Annotated in this window: 21 protein-coding genes; 16 read left to right on the top strand and 5 right to left on the bottom strand. The window is 35.3% G+C overall.

Annotated features, from left to right (window positions below):
* Positions 1–172: 172 nt before the first annotated feature.
* The 13 genes from MKS83_RS18245 (at position 173) to MKS83_RS18185 (ending at position 11,500) form a co-directional block, all read left to right on the top strand.
* Positions 173–985 (top strand): hypothetical protein, encoded by an 813-nt coding sequence (locus MKS83_RS18245; protein WP_100378150.1) that lies wholly within the window; start codon positions 173–175, stop codon positions 983–985.
* Positions 986–1,146: 161 nt separating this feature from the next.
* Positions 1,147–2,550 (top strand): MFS transporter, encoded by a 1,404-nt coding sequence (locus MKS83_RS18240; protein ID WP_240580792.1) that lies wholly within the window; start codon positions 1,147–1,149, stop codon positions 2,548–2,550.
* A gap of 79 nt (positions 2,551–2,629) precedes the next feature.
* Positions 2,630–3,505, top strand: a complete 876-nt coding sequence (locus tag MKS83_RS18235; RefSeq protein WP_240580791.1) for a pirin family protein — start codon at positions 2,630–2,632, stop codon at positions 3,503–3,505.
* A 418-nt stretch (positions 3,506–3,923) separates the two neighbouring features.
* The gene (locus tag MKS83_RS18230; RefSeq protein WP_240580790.1) at positions 3,924–4,826 is read left to right on the top strand and encodes a pirin family protein; all 903 of its coding nucleotides are present in this window, start codon (positions 3,924–3,926) and stop codon (positions 4,824–4,826) included.
* 17 nt (positions 4,827–4,843) lie between these two features.
* Positions 4,844–5,719, top strand: coding sequence for a subclass B3 metallo-beta-lactamase (gene bla, locus MKS83_RS18225; protein WP_240580789.1), 876 nt, complete (start codon positions 4,844–4,846; stop codon positions 5,717–5,719).
* 13 nt (positions 5,720–5,732) lie between these two features.
* The gene (locus tag MKS83_RS18220; protein ID WP_240580788.1) at positions 5,733–6,269 is read left to right on the top strand and encodes an NADPH-dependent FMN reductase; all 537 of its coding nucleotides are present in this window, start codon (positions 5,733–5,735) and stop codon (positions 6,267–6,269) included.
* Positions 6,266–6,844 carry a TMEM175 family protein gene (locus MKS83_RS18215; RefSeq protein ID WP_100378155.1) on the top strand — a complete coding sequence of 193 codons (579 nt, stop codon included), beginning with the start codon at positions 6,266–6,268 and terminating at the stop codon, positions 6,842–6,844. Before MKS83_RS18220 ends, MKS83_RS18215 begins: the two co-directional genes overlap by 4 nt.
* A gap of 1 nt (position 6,845) precedes the next feature.
* The gene (locus MKS83_RS18210; RefSeq protein ID WP_240580787.1) at positions 6,846–7,064 is read left to right on the top strand and encodes a (4Fe-4S)-binding protein; all 219 of its coding nucleotides are present in this window, start codon (positions 6,846–6,848) and stop codon (positions 7,062–7,064) included.
* Positions 7,064–7,462 (top strand): OsmC family protein, encoded by a 399-nt coding sequence (locus MKS83_RS18205; protein ID WP_240580786.1) that lies wholly within the window; start codon positions 7,064–7,066, stop codon positions 7,460–7,462. Before MKS83_RS18210 ends, MKS83_RS18205 begins: the two co-directional genes overlap by 1 nt.
* A 1-nt stretch (position 7,463) precedes the next feature.
* Positions 7,464–7,766, top strand: coding sequence for a GNAT family N-acetyltransferase (locus MKS83_RS18200; RefSeq protein ID WP_225689766.1), 303 nt, complete (start codon positions 7,464–7,466; stop codon positions 7,764–7,766).
* Between the two features lie 241 nt (positions 7,767–8,007).
* Positions 8,008–9,447 (top strand): sodium:solute symporter, encoded by a 1,440-nt coding sequence (locus MKS83_RS18195; protein ID WP_240580785.1) that lies wholly within the window; start codon positions 8,008–8,010, stop codon positions 9,445–9,447.
* Between the two features lie 156 nt (positions 9,448–9,603).
* Positions 9,604–10,455, top strand: coding sequence for a transketolase (locus MKS83_RS18190; RefSeq protein WP_100378159.1), 852 nt, complete (start codon positions 9,604–9,606; stop codon positions 10,453–10,455).
* A gap of 97 nt (positions 10,456–10,552) precedes the next feature.
* On the top strand, positions 10,553–11,500 hold the full coding sequence (locus tag MKS83_RS18185; protein ID WP_100378160.1) for a transketolase family protein: 948 nt from the start codon (positions 10,553–10,555) through the stop codon (positions 11,498–11,500).
* Positions 11,501–11,550: 50 nt separating this feature from the next.
* Here MKS83_RS18185 and MKS83_RS18180 read toward each other — a convergent pair whose 3' ends face one another.
* The 5 genes from MKS83_RS18180 to MKS83_RS18160 form a co-directional block, all read right to left on the bottom strand.
* On the bottom strand, positions 11,551–11,964 hold the full coding sequence (locus tag MKS83_RS18180; protein WP_240580784.1) for a nuclear transport factor 2 family protein: 414 nt from the start codon (positions 11,962–11,964) through the stop codon (positions 11,551–11,553).
* A 6-nt stretch (positions 11,965–11,970) separates the two neighbouring features.
* Positions 11,971–12,495: a TetR/AcrR family transcriptional regulator gene (locus tag MKS83_RS18175; protein ID WP_240580783.1), complete on the bottom strand. Its 525-nt coding sequence runs from the start codon at positions 12,493–12,495 to the stop codon at positions 11,971–11,973.
* A 243-nt stretch (positions 12,496–12,738) separates the two neighbouring features.
* The gene (locus MKS83_RS18170) at positions 12,739–13,116 is read right to left on the bottom strand and encodes a hypothetical protein (RefSeq protein ID WP_240580782.1); all 378 of its coding nucleotides are present in this window, start codon (positions 13,114–13,116) and stop codon (positions 12,739–12,741) included.
* A 67-nt stretch (positions 13,117–13,183) separates the two neighbouring features.
* Positions 13,184–13,654: an Lrp/AsnC family transcriptional regulator gene (locus MKS83_RS18165; RefSeq protein WP_065400659.1), complete on the bottom strand. Its 471-nt coding sequence runs from the start codon at positions 13,652–13,654 to the stop codon at positions 13,184–13,186.
* Between the two features lie 134 nt (positions 13,655–13,788).
* Complete coding sequence (locus tag MKS83_RS18160; protein WP_240580781.1) at positions 13,789–18,576, bottom strand: translocation/assembly module TamB; 4,788 nt, start codon at positions 18,574–18,576, stop codon at positions 13,789–13,791.
* Between the two features lie 4 nt (positions 18,577–18,580).
* On the opposite strand from MKS83_RS18160, the gene tsaD reads away from it, so the two are divergent.
* The 3 genes from tsaD to MKS83_RS18145 are packed head-to-tail and all read left to right on the top strand — an operon-like array spanning position 18,581 to position 20,715.
* A complete protein-coding gene (tsaD, locus tag MKS83_RS18155) occupies positions 18,581–19,597 on the top strand; it encodes a tRNA (adenosine(37)-N6)-threonylcarbamoyltransferase complex transferase subunit TsaD (protein WP_240580780.1) in 1,017 nt (338 codons plus the stop codon).
* Positions 19,597–20,001 carry a hypothetical protein gene (locus MKS83_RS18150; RefSeq protein WP_240580779.1) on the top strand — a complete coding sequence of 135 codons (405 nt, stop codon included), beginning with the start codon at positions 19,597–19,599 and terminating at the stop codon, positions 19,999–20,001. Before tsaD ends, MKS83_RS18150 begins: the two co-directional genes overlap by 1 nt.
* A gap of 18 nt (positions 20,002–20,019) precedes the next feature.
* Positions 20,020–20,715, top strand: coding sequence for an RsmE family RNA methyltransferase (locus MKS83_RS18145; RefSeq protein ID WP_240580778.1), 696 nt, complete (start codon positions 20,020–20,022; stop codon positions 20,713–20,715).
* Positions 20,716–20,743: the final 28 nt, after the last annotated feature.

The following is a 20,743-nucleotide window of genomic DNA, read 5'->3' as shown; positions in this document are numbered from 1 at the left end:
TAATTTTTGACTTATCAATTTCAGCTTTAGCATAAAAATTTATCAATCCTGTAGCAATACAGGATTTTCTTTTGAATTTACGTTAATAATATTGTCAGATTTTAACCGTTAATCAAAAATAATATCTAATAAATAATTATATTTGGAAATCGAAAAATTCAATTATAAGAAAATGAAAAGAAACATTACTATCTTTTTTGCTTTATTATCCATGAGTTTTGCTTTTGGACAAGGTAAATTTGCCAAATATTTAAACTCAAAGAAACTTGCATTAGCGTACAAAACCGTAAAGGATAATGAAAAAGATGATTATTATCAACAATATTACTGGTTGGCAAAAGCTGAACAACTTAAAACATATCCACACCTTAAAGATGTAAAACCTGTAGTTTTATATGAATTTGTGAAAAAAGTAAATCCTCAAAACCCGACTAAGAAACTGGATGCAAGAGGAAAGGAATTGAGAGCTACTGCAGAATTATCTCTTAATCAATACTTCAAGAACAAAAATGTTGAGAACAACTCTGTATTGATGTACAATCTTGAAACTTATGTAGATCCTTCTCAAGGTGAATACTTTACAAAAGTTGACCCTGAAAAAATCAAGGAACTAGTGCCGAAAGAGCTATTTGCTTTTAACTCATTAAACAAAAAAACAAAAGAGGAAAAAACATACTACCTTTGGATCGATAAGAAAAAAGATGATTTCAATATTGTAGATATCATTCCTGATGAAAAAGAAGATAAAGCATTCTATACAAGACTAAGACAATATCTTCCAAATTATAAGTTTTCCAAATATGTTCCATCTGTAAAAAAAGGAACAAAAACGGATAAAACAGATGCGGATTATTATTACATCATGCCATTTGAGCAAAACACAGATAATATAGAGTACAAAACAAAAGATTTCAAAACTTTCATATTAAGCCAGTACAGAAAAGCGGGTGATGAATGGAAGGGAGTAGAAAAACCTAGAAAATAAATTAAAAAGTCTTGTGAAATTTCACAAGACTTTTTAATTTTATATAGATTTCTTTATCTAAGTAACTGATCATATCCCCTACCGTATTTTATCAGTATAGTAGATTTTCGCTGTACAAATAGCGGAAACCCACAATTAAAGGGAAATCTAAATCTTAAAAAATGTCAGACGTAATTTCACAGCCCAATTCAATTAAAAAAATTCTACCGTTGATTCTTGCTACCGCAATTTTCATGCAGATGCTTGACTCAACCATTTTAAATACATCTTTGCCCTCCATTGCCAAAGACCTTCAGGAATCTCCGCTCAATATGCAGAATGCCATCATCAGTTATGTTTTAACACTGGCTGTTTTTATGCCTGCAAGCGGGTTTTTGGCAGACAGATTCGGAACAAAAAAAGTTTTTATTTTTTCATTAGTCCTTTTCAGCTTAGGTTCGTTATTTTGTGCTTTGTCGCAAAACCTCACCCACCTTGTTATTTCAAGGGTGATTCAGGGAGTCGGAGGAAGCCTTATGACTCCCGTTGGAAAATTAGCTTTAATTAAAACTTTCGATAAAAACGAATTATTAAAAGCGATGAACTTCGCTATTATTCCGGCACTTATCGGACCGGTTTTAGGACCTTTGGTTGGCGGATACATGGTAGATTACCTTTCATGGCACTGGATTTTTTTAATCAATATTCCTATCGGAGTTCTGGGAATCGTTTTAGGACTTAAATTCATGCCTAATTATACTTCCAAAGATGTAGATTTTGATTTAAAAGGGTTTTTAATTTTTGCTGCGGCCTCTCTGCTGCTTTCCATTTCTCTGGAGCTTTTTGGTGATATGCAAAACACGACGCCCGTTTTAGTTATTTTTATTCTAGGCTTTCTGTTCATGTATTATTATTACAGACATGCAAAAAGAGACGACAGTCCTATTTTTCCGCTGAATTTATTCCAGGTGAGAACTTTCCGTGTAGGAATTATTGGAAATCTGGCGACAAGATTAGGAATCAGCTCAGTTCCTCTACTATTGCCGTTAATGATACAGATCGCCTACAAGCAGTCGGCAGTAACTTCCGGATGGATCATTGCACCGATGGCTATCACTGCCATATTCGGAAAATCTTACGTTATTAAAATTTTAGATAAATTCGGCTACAGACAAACCTTAATGACAAATACTTTTATCATCGGAACATTAATCTGCCTACTTGCCATTCCAGATATTAATACTTCCTTATATTGGTTTATTCCGATCATTTCTGTGTTAGGATTTTTCAATTCTATTCAGTTCACTTCCATGAATACCATTTCCATTGCCGACCTGAGAAATTTCCAGACCAGCAGCGGAAACTCATTATTATCTGTTAATCAACAGCTAGCCATCGGCTTTGGAATCGCTTTCGGATTAATTGTTCTGAAAATATTCGAAAATACGGACCTTATTAAAGGAGAAATCCACAATGCCTTTCGGTATACTTTTCTTACCGTGGGAATACTTACCATTATTTCAGGGTTTATTTTCCGGAGACTTCACATTTCAGATGGAAAAAACATGAAATCCAAAGAGGATTAACGCCTTACTACACTACTTACCACAGATCAATGCATCTGATTCTTAACTATTCTACCTTTGTTATATAAATTACAATAATATGGCAACTAAAAAAGTAGAAATGGTAGTAGCTCCAAAACCAGCTCATTTTGTGGGTGACGGTTTTAGAGTTCATAATTTCATTCCCGGAGTAAGCGGAATGGATATGAAAAGAATGGATCCTTTCATTATGCTTGATTATAATTCAAAATTTCATTTCAACGGAACTGAAACTCCAAGAGGTGTAGGAGTACATCCACACAGAGGTTTTGAAACCGTAACTATAGCTTACCAAGGGAAAGTACAACACCACGACAGTGCTGGTGGTGGCGGAATTATCGGCAAAGGAGATGTACAATGGATGACCGCAGCAAAAGGTGTTCTCCATAAAGAATATCATGAAACGGAATGGGCAAAAGAAGGCGGAATTTTCCAAATGGTTCAGCTTTGGGTAAACCTTCCATCAAAAGATAAAATGAGCAATCCGAAATATCAGTCCATTAAAAACTCAGAGATGAAAAAAGTAGATCTTGGTGAAAATGGATTTGTAGAAATTATTGCCGGAACTTATCAAGATCAGCAAGGTCCTGCAACAACTTTCAGCCCGGTACACATGATGAATGCCAAGCTGAAAAAAGGAGGGAAAGCAGCATTTGATTTCCCTGCAAACTTTAATACGGCCGCTTTGGTCATTGAAGGAAGCATTCTTGTAAATGGTGAAGAAAAAGTTAAAACAGATCATTTGACTTTATTTAAAAACGAAGGCGAAAGTTTTACCATTGAAGCAACCGAAGATGCTGTAGTTTTAATCATAAGCGGACAGCCGCTGAATGAGCCTATTTATCCTCACGGTCCTTTTGTAATGAATTCCAGAGAGGAGATCATCCAGGCTTTTGAAGATTATAACTTAGGAAAATTCGGTTATCTGGCTGACTAATAAGAATTAAACAAAACTTAAAATCGGTTTATCGCTTTTTTTCTTAACTTTATATGATAGCATTATAAGAATATGGTCATTCTGAAAAAAGTAAAATCCGTTCTTTATATTAAATGTTTATTTCAACCATTAAGAAGTATTAAGGTATTAAGTTAATTAAGAAAAAATCAAAGATTTTTTATGAGCAAAATACTGTAGTGAAAAGCTTGCCTTACTATTCTAAAAATCTTAAAACCTCTTAATGGTTCTAATTCATAAAAATAAAATTTTATCTAGCTAGGAAATTAAGGTTGAAATTAAATTCATTAAAGATCAGCTTCCAACCGGATGCCAGAATAACAAAAAGCTTCAAGGCATCATAAACATTAGAAAAATCACTACATTCGTTTAAACAAAATAATAAAATTCATTACGCATCATGTCAAACATAGGACTTATCATTGAGGAAAAATCAGCAGATATAGGAAATTTTTTAGTCGGAAGACTTTTGCCTTTCCGTGAGAAAAGAGCAGTCGGACCTTTCGTTTTTATCGATCATATGGGGCCTTCGGAATTGAAAGATTATCAGAATCTTGATGTTCCTCCGCATCCTCATATCGGCTTATCCACATTAACTTACCTTCTTGAAGGATCTATTTTTCACAGGGACAGTATCGGAAGTGCTTTAGAAATAAAACCGGGAGCCGTAAACTGGATGACTGCCGGAAAAGGGGTTGTCCATTCGGAAAGAACTCCTGAATATTTAAGACATTCCGATAAAAAACTTCACGGTTTCCAGATCTGGGTAGGACTACCAAAACATCTGGAACAGTCTGAGCCTACTTTTCATCATATTGAAGCTGATGAAATCCCGGTTTGGGAAGAAGACGGAATTCAGTATAAATTGATTGCAGGTGAAGCATTCGGAAGAAAATCCCCGGTTCCGGTTCACAGCAAGTTGTTTTTTATTGAAATTAAAACAAAAGATGCAAAAAAAATCAGCATCGGAAAAGATCTTTACGGAGAAGCAGCAATGTATGTTTTAGACGGAACTGTAACTACGGATGGAAATTCTTACGGTTCAAAGCAATTAATGATTGCTAAAGACACCAAACTGTGTGAATTCGAGATGAGCGAAAACGGAACTGTTTATCTTTTCGGAGGAGAACCTTTTGAAGAAGAACGTTTCATATTCTGGAATTTTGTAAATTCAGACAAGGAGGTCATAGACGAAGCAAAAGTAAACTGGCACGATCAAAACCACCAAGCTTTCCCTTTAGTTCCCGGAGATGAAGAAGAATATGTACCGCTTCCGAAAGCCATTTTAAATAGAAAGCCGTAATCCTGTACTTCATGAAGATGAAAAAAATATTATTACTGCTCCTATTGGCATTGTCCTATTTAAATAACGCCCAAACTGTTTCAGAGCCTAAAAACAACCCCGCAGAATGGTCGAAACCCTACGAGCCTTTCAGGATTGCAGGAAATTTATATTATGTAGGAACTTATGATTTAGCATCTTATCTCATCGTTACAGATAAAGGAAATATCCTCATCAATACCGGTCTTGCAGGTTCACTTCCAATCATAAAAGATAATATCAAACATCTTGGCTTTCGTTATAAAGACATCAAAATTCTGACATTAACACAGGCTCATTTTGATCATATGGGAGCAATGGCGGAAATAAAAAAAGAAACAGGTGCAAAACTTTACGTAGACTCTAAAGATGCAGAAGAGCTGAAAAGCGGCGGGAAATCAGACTATGAATTAGGGAAATATGGAGTAACTTTCAAACCCGTACAACCAGATTTTCTTTTAAAAAATAATGATAAAATAAAGCTTGGAAATACAACGCTGAACTTACTTCATCATCCCGGACACACTAAAGGTTCCTGCAGCTTTTTATTTGAAACAAAAGATAAAGGGGAAACCTATAAAGTTTTAATTGCAAATTTACCTTCAATAATTATTGACAGAAAGTTTTCCGATGTAAAGGATTATCAACATATTCAAAAAGATTATGCAGAAACATTTCAGGCAATGAAGAATATTGATTTTAACTTATGGGTTGCTTCTCACGCAAGCCAGTTTGACCTTCATCAGAAAAGAAAAACAGGAGACCCGTATAATCCGAAATTATTTATGGATAAGGAAAACTACTTTAAAAGATTAAAAGATCTGGAAAATGATTATTTGGAAAAAGTAAAAGAAGATTCGGTAAACAAACAATAAAGAAACACGAGTAATGAAAATATTAGCATTTGCAGGAAGTACATCTTCCACTTCTATCAACAGAGAGCTGGTAAAATTTGTTCTCAAAGATTTTCAGAATGAAGAAATTAATTTGATTGACCTTAATGATTTCGACATGCCTGTTTTTTCTGTAGATCGTGAAAAGAAAGGCTTTCCAGATGAAGCACACCATTTTTTAAAAGTAATTGAAGACTGTGATGTAATTATCTGCTCATTGGCGGAACACAACCGGTCTTACAGTGCTGCTTTTAAAAATGTTTTCGACTGGGCATCAAGAATCAATGTAAAAGTTTTTCAGAATAAACCAATGTTTCTAATGTCGACTTCTCCGGGTGGTTATGGTGGCGGAAATGTAATGAACACAGCCAAAACATTCTTCCCTCAATTTGGAGCTGATATTAAAGAGACATTTTCTCTTCCGAAGTTCTATGAAAATTTTGATCTGGAGAGCGGAGTGATCAATCCTGAAATGTTGAAAGATTTGAAAACTAAAATTGAAAGCTTTAAAAATCAAATCGGGAACTCATGACCAAAGGAAGACTGGAAGCGTTTAGTGATGGTGTTTTAGCTATTATTATCACGATCATGGTTCTTGAACTGAAAGTGCCTGAAGGAAACAGCTGGAGCGATCTTAAACCTCTTATGCCTAAATTTCTAGCATATATTTTCAGCTTTATTTATGTGGGAATCTATTGGAACAATCATCATCATTTGTTTCAAACGGTAAAGAAAGTCAATGGAAATGTCCTTTGGGCTAATCTCCATCTTCTGTTCTGGCTTTCTTTAATGCCTATTGCCACAGAATGGATCGGAGAAACAGGTTTTGCAGAAAATCCGGTGGCTACCTATGGTATTACACTGGTTATGTGTGCAGTTGCTTATACGATTCTGGAAAATACAATCATCAAGTCTGATGGAGAAGAATCTAAGCTGAAGGAGGCTATTTCTTCCAAGTTTAAAGAATATGCTTCCATCGTTTTGTATGCTCTTGGAATCGTCACTTCATTTTTTTATCCTTATATTGCAATAGGGTTTTATTATCTTACGGCTTTGATGTGGCTGATTCCTGATAAAAGAATTGAAAAATCATTAAACAAAGACTAATATGGATAAGCACGAATATATTAATGGTGACCTTACTGTTATTTGGCAACCCCAGAAATGCATTCACTCCGCAGTGTGTGTGAAAATGTTACCCAAAGTTTACAATCCAAAGGAAAGACCTTGGATAAAAGCAGAAAATGCAACAGTTCAGGAGCTCAAAAATCAAATTGACCATTGTCCTTCCGGAGCATTAAGTTATCAAATCAATACAGAAAAATAATGGCAGTCACCGTAAAAGCAAGTTTAGGAAAAGAAAAATATTATACAGAAGTTGTCGCTGGTGAAAATACTTTAATTACCGATGAACCTGTAGATAAAGGCGGACAAAATAAAGGCTTCAACCCATTCGAAATACTGGCAACTTCTTTAGCGAGCTGTACAGCAGCTACTTTGAGAATGTATATCGAAAGAAAAGAATGGAATGTGGAAAAAGTAAATGTTGAGGTAGAGCTGGAAAATTTTCCTTTAACCAAAAGAGCGGTTTTCAAAAGAGATATTACTTTTGAAGGAACAGATCTTGATGAGGAACAATTAAAAAGACTTCGTACTATTGCGGATGCCTGTCCCGTTCATAAAATCTTAACAAACGAAATAGAAATACTAACCAAAATCTCTTAATATGATTGAAGTAAAGCAAAACAACGACGAAAAACACGGAAATTTTGAAGCATTCATAGACGGGAACCATGCAGGACTGATGACCTACACCTGGGCCGGAGAAGAAAGATTTATTATAGACCACACAGAAGTAGAAGAAGCTTACAACGGAAAAGGCGTTGGGAAGGAAATGCTTCTGGCAGCAGTGGATTTTGCTAGAAAAAACGGGAAAACAATTATTCCGCTTTGTCCTTTTGCAAAAGCTACTTTCCAGAAACACGAGGAGCTTCAGGATGTTTTAGTAAATCAGACTCAGGCTCAGTAATTTTTTAATTCCTTTTTAAATGGTGAAGATGCTTCGACTTCGCTCAGCATGACAACTCTAATACTATGAGCTTTTTTAGCGAGTGATTGGTAGCTCTGTCATGCTGAGCGAAGTCGAAGCATCTCAAATAAACAAGTTCAACAAAAAAACATAAACCTTTCAGATTATAATCTGAAAGGTTTTTTCTTTTTCAACAGAACAGAAAAAAACTATATTTGCTGAAATTAAACTTTAGCAATATATGTCTCCAATTATATTATTATCCATCATTATCGTCTATTTCGCATTGCTGCTTTGGGTAGCTTACCGCACCGGGAAAGGAAGTGATAATGACAGTTTCTTCATCGGAAACCGTAAAAGTAATTGGATGCTTGTTGCCTTCGGGATGATCGGAACTTCACTTTCGGGCGTGACTTTTGTAAGTGTTCCGGGAGCTGTCGGAAATGATAAGTTTGCTTATTTACAGATTACTTTAGGATATTTGATTGGCTATATTGTAATTGCCTACGTTCTTCTTCCTTTATATTATCGTTTAAAACTAACATCAATTTACGGGTACCTTCAACAGAGGATGGGACAGCTTTCCTACAAATCGGGAGCATGGATTTTCATTGTTTCCAGGTTAGTTGGAGCAACTGCAAGATTATATCTGGTTGTGAACATTCTACAGGTTTCGATCCTCGACAGTTTAGGCGTTCCATTTATCGTAACCACACTGATTATTTTAGCAATGATTATCCTTTACACGTATGAAGGAGGTGTAAAAACTATCGTTTGGACAGATACTTTGCAGACTTCCTGTATGTTGTTAGGGTTAATCATCTGTACGATTTACATGTTGAATCATTTAGGATTAAATGTTGGGGAGAGTTTTGCAGCCATGAATGAAAAAGGGTATACAAAAATTTTTGATTTTGACCCCAACCAGAAAAGCTTTTTTATTAAACAGATTTTAGCAGGAGCTTTCATTACGATTACCATGACGGGAATCGACCAGGAAATGATGCAGAAAAGCTTATCTGTAACAAGGTTAAAAGATTCTCAGAAAAACATGGTAACGCTTGGGTTTATTTTGCTAGGCGTAATTTCCCTTTTCCTTTATATGGGGGGACTTTTACATCTTTACGGGGCACAGGAAAACGTAGCGAGTGCAGGAGACCAGTTATTCCCTGATATTGCATTGAATCATATGCCTCCGTTTATCTCCATTATATTTATTATTGCTTTAATTTCAGCATTATTTCCGAGTGCGGACGGTGCCATGACCGCTCTTACCTCTTCTTTATGCATTGATGTTTTCGGAATGAAAGAAAAGAAAGACTGGGATGACAAAAAGAAAGAAAAGTTCAGAAAAAATGTTCACTTATTGGTCGCTTTGTCATTCCTCATCATGGTTATCATTTTTAAAGTAATTAATGATAATTCAATGATCGGGCTTATTCTAAAACTAGCCGGCTTTACTTACGGACCGCTTTTAGGATTGTTCGCTTTTGGTATTTTCACCAAATATAAAGTGAAAGATCAGTTAGTGCCTTTCATCTGTATTGCTGCTCCTGTGATTTCTTTCTTTATCGATAAATATCAGGAAACATTGTTCGGTGAATTTAAGATTGGTTTAGAGCTGCTAATTATTAACGGGCTTCTTACTTTCCTGGGATTATGGCTTATTAGAAAAAAATAATTTTAATTTTTGTAAAAATACGCTTATCAACGGGCATAAAGCTATAACAATAAAAAATATTTAATATTCTAAAACTCTGGGATTTAATCTCAGAGTTTTTGCATTTCCGTAACCCAGCAAAAAATTGTAAATTCGCGTGCAAATAAATCTTATATAATGAGTAAAAGTATCGAAGAGTTAAAATCTCTTACTACACAAATCAGAAGAGACATTTTAAGAATGGTTCACGCTGTAAATTCTGGTCACCCAGGTGGAAGTTTAGGTTGTACTGAATACTTCACAGCCCTTTACGGAAAGGTAATGAACTATAATCTTCCTTTCACGATGGAAGGTAAAAATGAAGATCATTTCTATCTTTCAAACGGACACATTTCTCCGGTATTCTATTCTACATTGGCCAGATTCAACTTTTTTCCTGTTGAGGAGCTAAGTACTTTCAGAAAATTAGATTCTAGATTGCAAGGTCACCCTACGACTCATGAAGGTCTTCCTGGGATAAGAATCGCCTCAGGTTCCTTAGGACAAGGTCTTTCTGTAGCTCTTGGTGCGGCTCAAGGTAAAAAATTAGACGGAGACAACTCTTTGGTTTACTCTCTACACGGAGATGGTGAATTGCAGGAAGGTCAGATTTGGGAGGCATTGATGTATGCTGCAGCCAAAAAAGTCGACAATATTATTTCTACAATTGATTATAACGGACAGCAGATTGACGGAAGCACAGAAAATGTACTTTCTTTAGGAGATCTTCATGCCAAATTAGAAGCTTTCGGATGGATTGTTCTGGAAGAGAAAAATGGTAACGATCTTGAAGCTGTAATTGCTATTCTTGAAAAAGCAAAAACAGAGACTGGAAAAGGAAAACCTGTAGCCATCATTCTTCATACAGAAATGGGAGCTGGAGTAGATTTCATGATGGGAACTCATGCTTGGCACGGAAAAGCTCCAAATGATGAGCAATTGGATACTGCTTTCAAGCAATTATATTTAGAAGCTCCTGCTGATTATTAATTATAGATGATAAATCATTAACGATAAATGATGATTACCAATCTTTAAACTATCATTAATCACCTATCATTTATCAATTATTAAAAATTTAAGTAAAATGAAATTTACATATACAGAAAAAAAAGATACGCGTTCAGGATTCGGAGCCGGATTAGCTGAACTTGCAGATAAAAACCCTAATGTTGTAGCACTTTGTGCAGACCTTATCGGATCTTTGAAAATGGAGAAATTCATTGAGAAAGCTCCTGAAAGATTTTATCAGACAGGTATTGCTGAAGCCAATATGATGGGTCTTGCTGCAGGTCTTAGTATTACAGGAAAAATTCCTTTTACAGGAACTTTTGCGAACTTTTCTACTTCAAGAGTTTACGATCAGATTCGTCAGTCTATCGCTTATTCCGGAAAAAATGTTAAAATCTGTGCTTCCCACGCGGGTCTTACGTTAGGAGAAGACGGTGCTACTCACCAGGTTTTGGAAGACATCGGAATGATGAAAATGCTTCCAGGTATGACTGTAATCAACCCTTGTGACTACAACCAGACCAAAGCTGCAACGTTGGCTATTGCTGATTTTGAAGGTCCTGTTTACCTTAGATTCGGAAGACCGGTAGTTCCTGTTTTCATTCCGGAAGATATGCCTTTCGAAATCGGAAAAGGAATTCTTTTACAGGAAGGAACTGATGTAACCATCGTTGCAACAGGCCACTTGGTTTGGGAATCTTTGGTTGCTGCTGATGAGCTTGAAAAAGAAGGAATTTCTTGTGAGGTGATCAACATCCATACAATCAAGCCTCTTGATGAAGAAATTATCTTAAAATCAGTTGAAAAAACAGGTAAAATCGTGACGGCTGAAGAACACAACTACCTAGGTGGTTTAGGAGAATCTATTGCGGGAATGTTAGCCAGAAAAAGACCGACAAGACAGGAATTTGTTGCAGTAAACGATACTTTCGGAGAATCTGCTACCCCTGCTGAATTGATGAAGAAATATAAAATCGACTCCACTGCGGTGAAAGAAGCCGTGAAGAGAATTTTAGACAAATAATTTCTTTTAAAATATATTTGAAAAGCATCCATTTTTGGATGCTTTTTTTATTATTTAAACTTTCTAGCCTCTTCTTTTATCGCCAAATCATTAATGCTTGCATACCTTTTTGCCATTAAACCATTTTCATCAAACTCCCAGTTTTCGTTGCCGTAAGCTCGAAACCAATTTCCTTCTTTAGTTTGATATTCGTATTCGAAACGGACCGCAATACGGTTTTCGGTATGTGCCCAATATTCTTTTTTAAGTTTATAATTCAGTTCTCTTTCCCATTTACCACTGAGAAATTTTACGATTTCTTCTCTGCCGTTAACGAACTGATCTCTGTTTCTCCATTCGCTATCGATGGTATATGCTTTGGAAACTCTTTCAGGATCCTGACTGTTCCAGGCATCTTCTGCCAATTGGATTTTTTCAAGAGCCGTTTCTAAGGTGAACGGCGGAAGTGGATGTTTCTGTTCCATAATAAGTTAAATTAATTGGGTGATTATTTTTTTTGATGTTTCTATTAATTCATTCGATCTGAAAAGCTGACTTTCAATAATGCTGCTTTCAAATAATAAATAAATATGATCCGCAAGGTCTTTATTCTCAATTAATTTTGAGAAATAATTTCTTACATCTTTTTTATGATTTTGAATAACATTTAAGATTTTTACATTATCAGAAGAAATTTCAGAAAGAATATTCAGAAAGCTGCATCCTCGGAAGTTTTCTTTTTGATTCATGTAAATTAAAAAATCGAAAGAAGACATCAGTTTCGATTTTGCCTCTTTTTCTTTCGATACAAAACTGTTAAGCTCATTAAACCAGTATTCATGTCTCACATTAAGAAACTCGACACAAAGGTCTTCTTTGGACTTAAAATACTGATAAAAACTTGCCTTCGCTACATTCGCTTCTGCCACAATCTGATTGATTCCGGTAGAGTTGTAACCTTGTCTGGCAAACAGTTCAAAAGTCGTAGCGATGATTCTTTCTTTGGGTGATGACATGTTGTATTTTTTTAACAAGTCAAAGTTAGATTAAAATTTTTAAAACAGACAGACTTTTCTGTCTATAATTATTATAGCGAAATATCAATAATTCATTCATAAACAAGTTTTGGCTAAAGCCAATTTGAACGGGCTAAATTGAAAAAGCGGGCTAAAGCCCACTCCTCTTGATATTCTAATATTGTATCGTTATATTTTAATATTTCAATCTTCGAATTTTTAATTCCCAATTTCAATCAAAGACTATTTAAAAAACTTCCATTTCGGAATAATCGCCAACATCCCAAAACCTGTAAAAAGGAAAAGATTAGTTACATCTGTATAAAGAAAAGTGGACAGATAATAATTGTGCATAAAGAAGTGTAAAACCAGCAGCGTAGGAAATGCAAAAATGCCTATTTTTCTATAGAAAAACATTAAAACAAGACTTATTGCCATCAATACATCAATTGTAAAAATAGCATACGAATACCAAGCCGGAATATTCAATGTTTCATGTTGAAGGTATTCATCAAGATCAATCCCAAAACCCATTATTGTAAACAACATCAAGGCGGCAAAAGCCAGAATAAATCCCCATCCTTTCTTCGGATCTTCGTCAAAATAGCTGTATTCTTCCATAAGTACAAAAATAAAGAACTTATGAGAGATTTCATAAGTTCTTTTATATAATTCGTTTAAAATTTGATTAAATCGAGATTGCGTTGATCAATCTGTTTTTATCGCTTAAGAATTCCTCCATAGAAATCATACTTTCAGTTCTCATTACATCCTGAATATCATCTATTTGATAAATGATTCTTTTCGCATCATCCGTATTCTTAGCTCTTACTTTACAGAAAATATTATATTTCCCTGAAATAACACTAGCTTCAATTACGTTAGGAATTGTTGACAATTCTTTCAGAACTTCCTGAGTTCTGTTAGATTTTGTTAGTAAAATCCCGATGAAAGCCGTGAAATGATAGTCTAGCTTTCCGTAATCGATGTTAAGAGATGATCCCAAAATAATACCCGCATCTTCCATTTTTTTCACTCTTACGTGAATTGTTCCAGCAGAAACATCCATCTGTTTTGCAATTTCCGTAAAAGGCATTCTTGTATTTTCTACTAAGAAATCAAGAATTTTCTTGTCTATTTCGTCCAGTTGATAGTTCATATTAGTCTGATTATATTTTCTTTAAAAAACAAATATATTTTTTGCAAATTTAGAAAAAATAATTTAGTAAAAAAAATTATCACAAATATTAACAATAATTAACACGGATGATAAAAATCATTAAAATATTCTAATTATTTACCCTCTGATTTTATAGAATCTGTTTTTATTTCACTTTCAACTTCCTTCTGTTTTTTGTTCTTTTTCTTTTTAAATAAAGAATTAAAACTTTTACTCCAAACGACCCCTACTCCATATGACTGGTTTGCTGAACCATTGGCGTTAAGTCCGGTTCCCATCCCTATAGTATATGGTTTTGAATATCCTCTCAATATTAACGTACCGTCATTTTTCTTAGAAATATCATATTCTATAGAACCTTCTCCTGATAAGAAATTGTTGGTATCGGTATTTTCCGTCTTAGAAAGAGGTATTCCAAGACCTGTCTTTATGTTCACTCTCGGCGAAACTTCAAAGCTTACACCAGCATTGGCTCTGTCCCCCGTATTGGAGTTCTGATCCCCTTTTACATAGTTCAAGTCAATCTGGAATTCATTACTCACTGTATTTAATGCAGAACCCAATTGTTTTAAGATCATATTGTACCCGGAGCTTTCAGCAACTCCCGCAAAGTCGACCCCTACTCCTCCCGTAGTCATGTTAAAGCTATTCAGCAAGAGAACGGACCCAAACTGCAATACTTTTTCACCATCCTGGCTCAATTTGCTGTTTAAAGCTTCTTTTACCTGGCTGGAAACATCTAATGCTGTCAATCCAAGCTCAACATCAGGATTGGTCAATGTTTCGGTAATCTTAGCCTGAAGAAGAATCTTAATCGGTTGAAGACCACTCATACTGAGGTATTCCCCGGTATTCGAAACCATTCTCATATAGTTGGCCGTAATATCCAAAGTAGGCTTCATGGCATCTCCATCCCAACGTATGCTGCTTCCTTTTTCGATCTGGAATGTTTTATTAAGAATCGCCTTAGAAATAAAAGTTCCATTGTCTACCATATAAGCTCCGTTCATAGAAATATTCCCCTGTCTGCTCATCTGGAATTTCAGATTATTCGCAGTTCCTTTTACTGAAATATTTCCGACATCATCTCCCACCAATACGTTTACCGTAGTACCTTTATCGATATCCAAGCTTAAGTCGATATTCATATTGGGTCCGGATTTCTTTTTTTCTTCCAGTACAATTTCCCCTACCTTATTTTCCTTTAAAAATCTCAGCATCTTAAATTCTTCAACATTACTGGTAGAAGCCGAATTAAAGGTAAATGTACTTCCGTTTAATGCTTTAAACGGAGTTCTAGGGCTGGTTTCTATGTCCAATGCCGAAACAGGTCCTGAAATTGTAGCTTCCCCTTGTCCGTACACCCTACCCCAAAACAGATCGTTGTCTTTTTGAGTTGAATTTAAAACCAAAAGATTATTAGCATTAAAGAAGAGAGCAACCTGCATTGAAGATAAAGTTTCAAAACGGATATATCCGGAAACTGTTCCCTGAGAGCTTGTTCTTCCGTCATGAACTTCAATATTATTAAGAATAGCCAACCCCTTGGATAAAGGAATCACCGTATCATCAAAAGAATAATCAACACCGGTAAACAAGAGCTTCAAACCAAAACCTTTTAATGCAATATCTCCACTATAATCCAAATCGCTCAGCTTCCCACTGATCTTAAGATCTCCCGTTGCTTTTCCCCGCATATTCCCAAAGATAGATTGTACAAACTGCTGTGTAAAGGCCAGATCAAAATCTCTCATTTCAGCTGTAAGATCAATAACAGGAGACGAGGTATTGTTATTTACCGTTCCGGTAACATGTAGATTATTATTTCCGAGCACCCCTGCAGAAGCCACTTTTATATCGACATCATAAACGTTCAGAGAAAAACTGTTGGTGGCAGATATCGTAATGTCTCCCATATCATTTCCATTCATAATGATGTCATCTATCGTCATATCTACAAGCGGCTGCAACGTATTCTTATCCATTCGGATCTTAACACTACCATTAGCCAACCCCTTTATTCCCATAGGGTTTCCTCCGGACTGCATATCTAAAAGCTTCTCTATAGAAAAGTCTTTTACTTCCGCATCGACATAAAAATCTTTCGCCGATTTAAACGTGGATTCATTAATTTGCAGTGAACTGTTATCCGAATAAATTCTCAGATTCCTGATTTCAAAATCTGCTGTTTTTTTCCTGTATGTAATGGTATGATCCAGATTCGGATCTGTATCTATTCTCCAAACTACGTCATTAAATGCAATTTCAGTAGGTTCAAATCTGAATACAAAATCTCCGGCAGCATTCGTAGACTGGTTGAAGTTGATGGCATAACTTTTCAGTTTATTTTCTACATCATCTTCCGGACTTCCATGTCTGAAATTGGTGGAAATTCTGAGCAGGGTGTTGTTTTCATTCTTACCGGTTAAGGTAATATCCCGGAGTATATTTTTATTGTATTCTATCTTATTTATTTTGGCATACAGCTGCTGATCAAGATTGGCTGTATTGATCCTCACCATGATACTATCCACCATGGCACTATCTTTCTTAATACTACCTCTGTCATTAATTTTGTAAGAAGGGTTGGATGCAGCCAGAGCTTTATCTGCTTCTGTTATTTCCTCTACCTTTGTCATTACATATTTAAGAGATGCGGCATCAAGATTTAAGATTAAATTATTGGAATTTCCATCATACTCTCCTTCCACTTTAGCCCCTTGTGGTAATTTCAGATCAGGCATAAAATAGCTTACCAAACCTTGCTCCACATCAAAATTCATGGCAAAATTCTGGCCTCTGTATAGTTTTCTCGGCGGTGGACCAACTAAGATTTTACCCAATCCGTTTTCAACCATTCCTGCAAGATCCGCCAGGTTATATTTTCCGGAAATCTTACCATTCACAGCTCCCGGAGCATTCACATCAATAACTCTTCCTCCATTTTCTAAAAATGTTTTCAGCTTTGCATTAGGAATTTTATATCGTTGATCAGCCGTTGCAAAATCGATATTATTGGCTTCTACATCAAGGTTTAAATCATTGATGGTAGACATTGCCATTTTTCCAGTAACCTGCCCACTCACGATCTGTTTACCGGGTTTATCCGTGAAATAATTCATGTTCAAATAACTCACATTGGCATCTACATTGGCGAAAATTCTTGAAGTACTGAAATCTATTAAGCCTTTTACCGTTGCTTTAGCCTGTTCGTCATTAACTGTAATTAAACCATTATACTTTTTATGATCCAGCAAACCATCCAGGTACAGATTATTGATTTCTTTATTCATAATCTCAACACTGGAAATCTGAGATTTTGTACTCAGTCTCATCGTATTGACATCAAAACTTTGTCCGTTGAGATTAAATTTACCCGATATTAATCCTACAGATTTGTTTTTGGTAATCACAGAAGTATTTAAATCTTTTATCTCTGCATATCCCACATATTTTGGCAGAGATGTGCTAAAATCCGTCAATGAAAAGTTTGAGATTTTTGCCTGCCCTATTCCGGTCATCAAATTCCCTGAAGATACATAAACCTGTTGAGGAGTTACTTTTGCTGTACCGTTATATTTCAGCCTTCCAAAATCGTCTGCAAAATTTTTCATTTTTTTGGAAATGAAAGAAGGCATCATTTTTTTCAGCTCTATATAGGTAAAATCAGTAGAAAGATCATTCGTTTCAATTAAGAAATTTCCTTTCAGCAGATGATGCGCTTTGAGTTTTTTGGTAGCAATATTCACCTGAGGATTTCTGATCAGAAAGTTCTTTAATGTAAACTCATTTAAAGGTCCTTCCATATCTCCGGAAAGATTAAATGGAATAAAGTTATCCCAATTCGTTACAAAATAACTGATATCATAACCGTTAAGCTGACTTCCCTGATTGATATTCATCTCCCATTTTACCTTGTTGGTAAAATCAGCCCACGAACCTTTATGAAGATTAAACTTAATGTTCCCCTGCAATAAAGAATGATCTGTATTCAGGGTTAAATCTTTCAGCAGCAGAAAATCTTCTGTCATAGAAAATTCCGTAGAAAAAGTTTCTACAAAATGAGATTTGCCCCATCTTTTGGTAGTAAATGTAAAATTATTGATCTGAGCAGCAATATTGGCACCATTTACTCTTACTTTGGGAGCTCTCAGGTTAACATGAGTTGCAGTAAGCCATTTCCCGGCTTCACCTGGTGAATTTTGATTGATAATAGAAACTTTTGAATCTAAAATTTCCAGTCGGGAATTAAGCTGAAAAGGAGGTTTATTAGGATCTCTTTTTTTTCCACTATCAAATAATTTGGTAAACCGTATAAAATTTGAAATACTGTCTCCTTTGTAAGTAATTACTTTTACATCAGCATTTTTAAGAATAAGCCCATTAAAACTTAAAGAATTGTGCTTCCCGATATTGGTTGCTAAAGAAAACCAGTCCGAATTGGCAATGAATTCTTTGGCTTTTATAAATTCTAATCCTTTATAATCTTTTATTTTTAAACCTTTAATGGTAACATCCCCGAAAAAGTCGACCTCAACGCTTTCTGTAGACATATCGGCTTTAAAATCCCTGTTTACAATCTGTAGAGCCTGATCTGCAGCCCATCTTTTCGTTACGGGAAGATTAATGGCCACAAAAGCCAGAACGACGATCCCAAGAACAAACCAAAATAAGATAAGCAAAAGTCTGGCCCACCAAGAATAGCTTACTACATCTTTTGCAGCCTGCTTTCCGATTTCCTGAGCGGCATCTATAGGGTGTTTTATAGCGTCTGAGGCAAATTCAGAAGCTTCCTTTACGGTCTCCTGAACATTTTCCACAGTTTTTTGTACCTGATTACCTAAGTTTTCAGCTACTGATTTTTTGTTCTCATTGTCGTTATTATTCTCTAACTTTGCCATTATTATGAGCGACTCTATAATTTTAGGTATCGAATCGTCTTGTGACGATACTTCAGCAGCTATTATCAAAGGAAATGCTATTCTTTCTAATATTGCCGCCAATCAGGCAATTCATAAAGAATATGGTGGTGTGGTTCCTGAACTGGCTTCAAGAGCACACCAGCAAAACATCATTCCTGTTGTTGAAAAATCCTTACTCAAAGCAAATATACAACAAAATGCAATCTCTGCCATAGGCTTTACACGTGGTCCCGGACTTTTGGGTTCTCTTCTTGTAGGTACATCTTTTGCTAAATCATTAGCCATGAGTTTAGATGTTCCTTTAATAGAGGTAAACCACCTCCAGGCGCACATTTTAGCACATTTCATTGAGGATGCAAATCCTATGCCGCCCAAATTTCCGTTTCTGTGTCTTACCGTAAGCGGAGGCCACACGATGATTGTTTTGGTGAAGGATTATTTTGACATGGAGATAATCGGAAAAACAATTGACGATGCTGCCGGAGAAGCTTTTGATAAAATTGGAAAAATATTTGACCTGGATTATCCTGCAGGTCCTATCATCGACAGATTAGCCAAAGAAGGAAATCCGGATGCTTTCCAATTCAATAAACCAAAGTTGGAAAATTACGATTACTCTTTTAGTGGAATTAAAACTTCTGTACTCTACTTCATTCAAAAAGAAGTAAAAAAAGACCCTGATTTTATTAAAAATAATATCAATGATCTTTGTGCTTCCGTTCAGAAATCCATTATTGAAATTTTGATGAACAAGCTGGAAAAAGCAGCAAAAGATTTAAATATAAAAGAAGTGGCCATTGCAGGCGGAGTCTCAGCCAATTCAGCTTTAAGAAAAGTGATGCAGGACAATCATGAAAAACTGGGCTGGAATATTTATATCCCTAAATTTGAATACACAACCGATAATGCAGCAATGATTGCGATGGTTGCCCAACTGAAATTTGAGAGAGGGGAATTTACGGATTTAAGAACTACGGCTACGGCGAAATACGATTTGTAATGAAGATATTATTAGAAGAGAAAGTACTGGGGAAGCATTCTAAAAAGAACTCAAAATATTATTGGATTTTAGAAACTGTTACAGGAAAAAACAAAGCAACAGAATTTACAATCGACTATTTTCCAGCAAGTTCCGAAACAGGATATATTCAAAATATAAAGGAAGAGGTTTTAGAAAAAATAAATTCAGAGAATGTTTTCAGCTTTGCTTACGAACCTAAAGAAGGAGATTATTTATCCATCAAAAATAATTTAAGAAAAAACGAGTATCTTAATATGATTTTCCTGAATAATACTTGGGTTGAAGAAATTTACATGTGTTCTTACAGAAACTGTGAGGAGGATATTTATACTACCATAAAAACAGGAGTTGCATTTTTAAGCGAAAATGAGATCTTTTTTTAAAAAATAATACCCTTTTCTATGAAACTTTTTTTTGGAGAAATTAATAACGAAATTGTAACCATCAATGATGAAGAACAACAGCATATTGTAAAAGTTCTTCGTATGAAAAACGGTGAGGAAATTCATGTAACGGACGGAAACGGAAATCTCGCCTCTGGAAAACTGGTTATTGAAGGAAAAAAAGCAAACATTGAGGTTTCAGAAATAAAAAGAGACTTTCCTGATTTCAGCCCCAAACTTCATATTGCGATTGCTCCGACAAAAAACATTGACCGTATTGAGTTTTTTGTAGAAAAAGCTGTAGAAATGGGAATTTCAGAAATCACCTTTCTTCAGACAGAAAAGACTGAACGTAAAAACATCAATATCGACAAGCTCAAAAAGCAGGCTATTGCCGCATCCAAACAAAGTTTAAGATTTCATTTCCCTGTTATTAACGATTTAATTAAAATTCAGGATTTTTTGAGAAAGATTAATTCGGAAAGTACGTTTGTGGCTCATTGTCATGAAAATCTGGAGAGAATCCAGCTTAAAGAGATTCCTAATTTAGAAAATATAACCTTTCTCATTGGTCCGGAAGGTGATTTCTCAGAAAAAGAGATTTCCTTTTTAGCAGAAAATAAGATCAAAGCTGTTTCACTAGGAAATCAAAGGTTGAGAACAGAAACAGCAGGAATTTTTGTAGCTGCATGGAATTACAATAAGATGATTTAATTGATTAATCCAATCTGAATGGAAGTAA

Source organism: Chryseobacterium sp. Y16C, assembly GCF_022488405.1.
GTDB lineage: Bacteria > Bacteroidota > Bacteroidia > Flavobacteriales > Weeksellaceae > Chryseobacterium > Chryseobacterium geocarposphaerae.
The sequence above is the reverse complement of the archived record's forward strand: the minus strand, read 5'-3'. Positions and strand labels throughout refer to the sequence as shown.

Excerpts from the sequence above, each read along its gene's own strand:
- MKS83_RS18245 (WP_100378150.1), top strand. The coding sequence starts at position 173 with ATGAAAAGAAACATTACTATCTTTTTTGCTTTATTATCCATGAGTTTT.
- MKS83_RS18240 (WP_240580792.1), top strand. The coding sequence starts at position 1,147 with ATGTCAGACGTAATTTCACAGCCCAATTCAATTAAAAAAATTCTACCG.
- MKS83_RS18235 (WP_240580791.1), top strand. The coding sequence starts at position 2,630 with ATGGCAACTAAAAAAGTAGAAATGGTAGTAGCTCCAAAACCAGCTCAT.
- MKS83_RS18230 (WP_240580790.1), top strand. The coding sequence starts at position 3,924 with ATGTCAAACATAGGACTTATCATTGAGGAAAAATCAGCAGATATAGGA.
- bla (WP_240580789.1), top strand. The coding sequence starts at position 4,844 with ATGAAAAAAATATTATTACTGCTCCTATTGGCATTGTCCTATTTAAAT.
- MKS83_RS18220 (WP_240580788.1), top strand. The coding sequence starts at position 5,733 with ATGAAAATATTAGCATTTGCAGGAAGTACATCTTCCACTTCTATCAAC.
- MKS83_RS18215 (WP_100378155.1), top strand. The coding sequence starts at position 6,266 with ATGACCAAAGGAAGACTGGAAGCGTTTAGTGATGGTGTTTTAGCTATT.
- MKS83_RS18210 (WP_240580787.1), top strand. The coding sequence starts at position 6,846 with ATGGATAAGCACGAATATATTAATGGTGACCTTACTGTTATTTGGCAA.
- MKS83_RS18205 (WP_240580786.1), top strand. The coding sequence starts at position 7,064 with ATGGCAGTCACCGTAAAAGCAAGTTTAGGAAAAGAAAAATATTATACA.
- MKS83_RS18200 (WP_225689766.1), top strand. The coding sequence starts at position 7,464 with ATGATTGAAGTAAAGCAAAACAACGACGAAAAACACGGAAATTTTGAA.
- MKS83_RS18195 (WP_240580785.1), top strand. The coding sequence starts at position 8,008 with ATGTCTCCAATTATATTATTATCCATCATTATCGTCTATTTCGCATTG.
- MKS83_RS18190 (WP_100378159.1), top strand. The coding sequence starts at position 9,604 with ATGAGTAAAAGTATCGAAGAGTTAAAATCTCTTACTACACAAATCAGA.
- MKS83_RS18185 (WP_100378160.1), top strand. The coding sequence starts at position 10,553 with ATGAAATTTACATATACAGAAAAAAAAGATACGCGTTCAGGATTCGGA.
- MKS83_RS18180 (WP_240580784.1), bottom strand. The coding sequence starts at position 11,964 with ATGGAACAGAAACATCCACTTCCGCCGTTCACCTTAGAAACGGCTCTT.
- MKS83_RS18175 (WP_240580783.1), bottom strand. The coding sequence starts at position 12,495 with ATGTCATCACCCAAAGAAAGAATCATCGCTACGACTTTTGAACTGTTT.
- MKS83_RS18170 (WP_240580782.1), bottom strand. The coding sequence starts at position 13,116 with ATGGAAGAATACAGCTATTTTGACGAAGATCCGAAGAAAGGATGGGGA.
- MKS83_RS18165 (WP_065400659.1), bottom strand. The coding sequence starts at position 13,654 with ATGAACTATCAACTGGACGAAATAGACAAGAAAATTCTTGATTTCTTA.
- MKS83_RS18160 (WP_240580781.1), bottom strand. The coding sequence starts at position 18,576 with ATGGCAAAGTTAGAGAATAATAACGACAATGAGAACAAAAAATCAGTA.
- tsaD (WP_240580780.1), top strand. The coding sequence starts at position 18,581 with ATGAGCGACTCTATAATTTTAGGTATCGAATCGTCTTGTGACGATACT.
- MKS83_RS18150 (WP_240580779.1), top strand. The coding sequence starts at position 19,597 with ATGAAGATATTATTAGAAGAGAAAGTACTGGGGAAGCATTCTAAAAAG.
- MKS83_RS18145 (WP_240580778.1), top strand. The coding sequence starts at position 20,020 with ATGAAACTTTTTTTTGGAGAAATTAATAACGAAATTGTAACCATCAAT.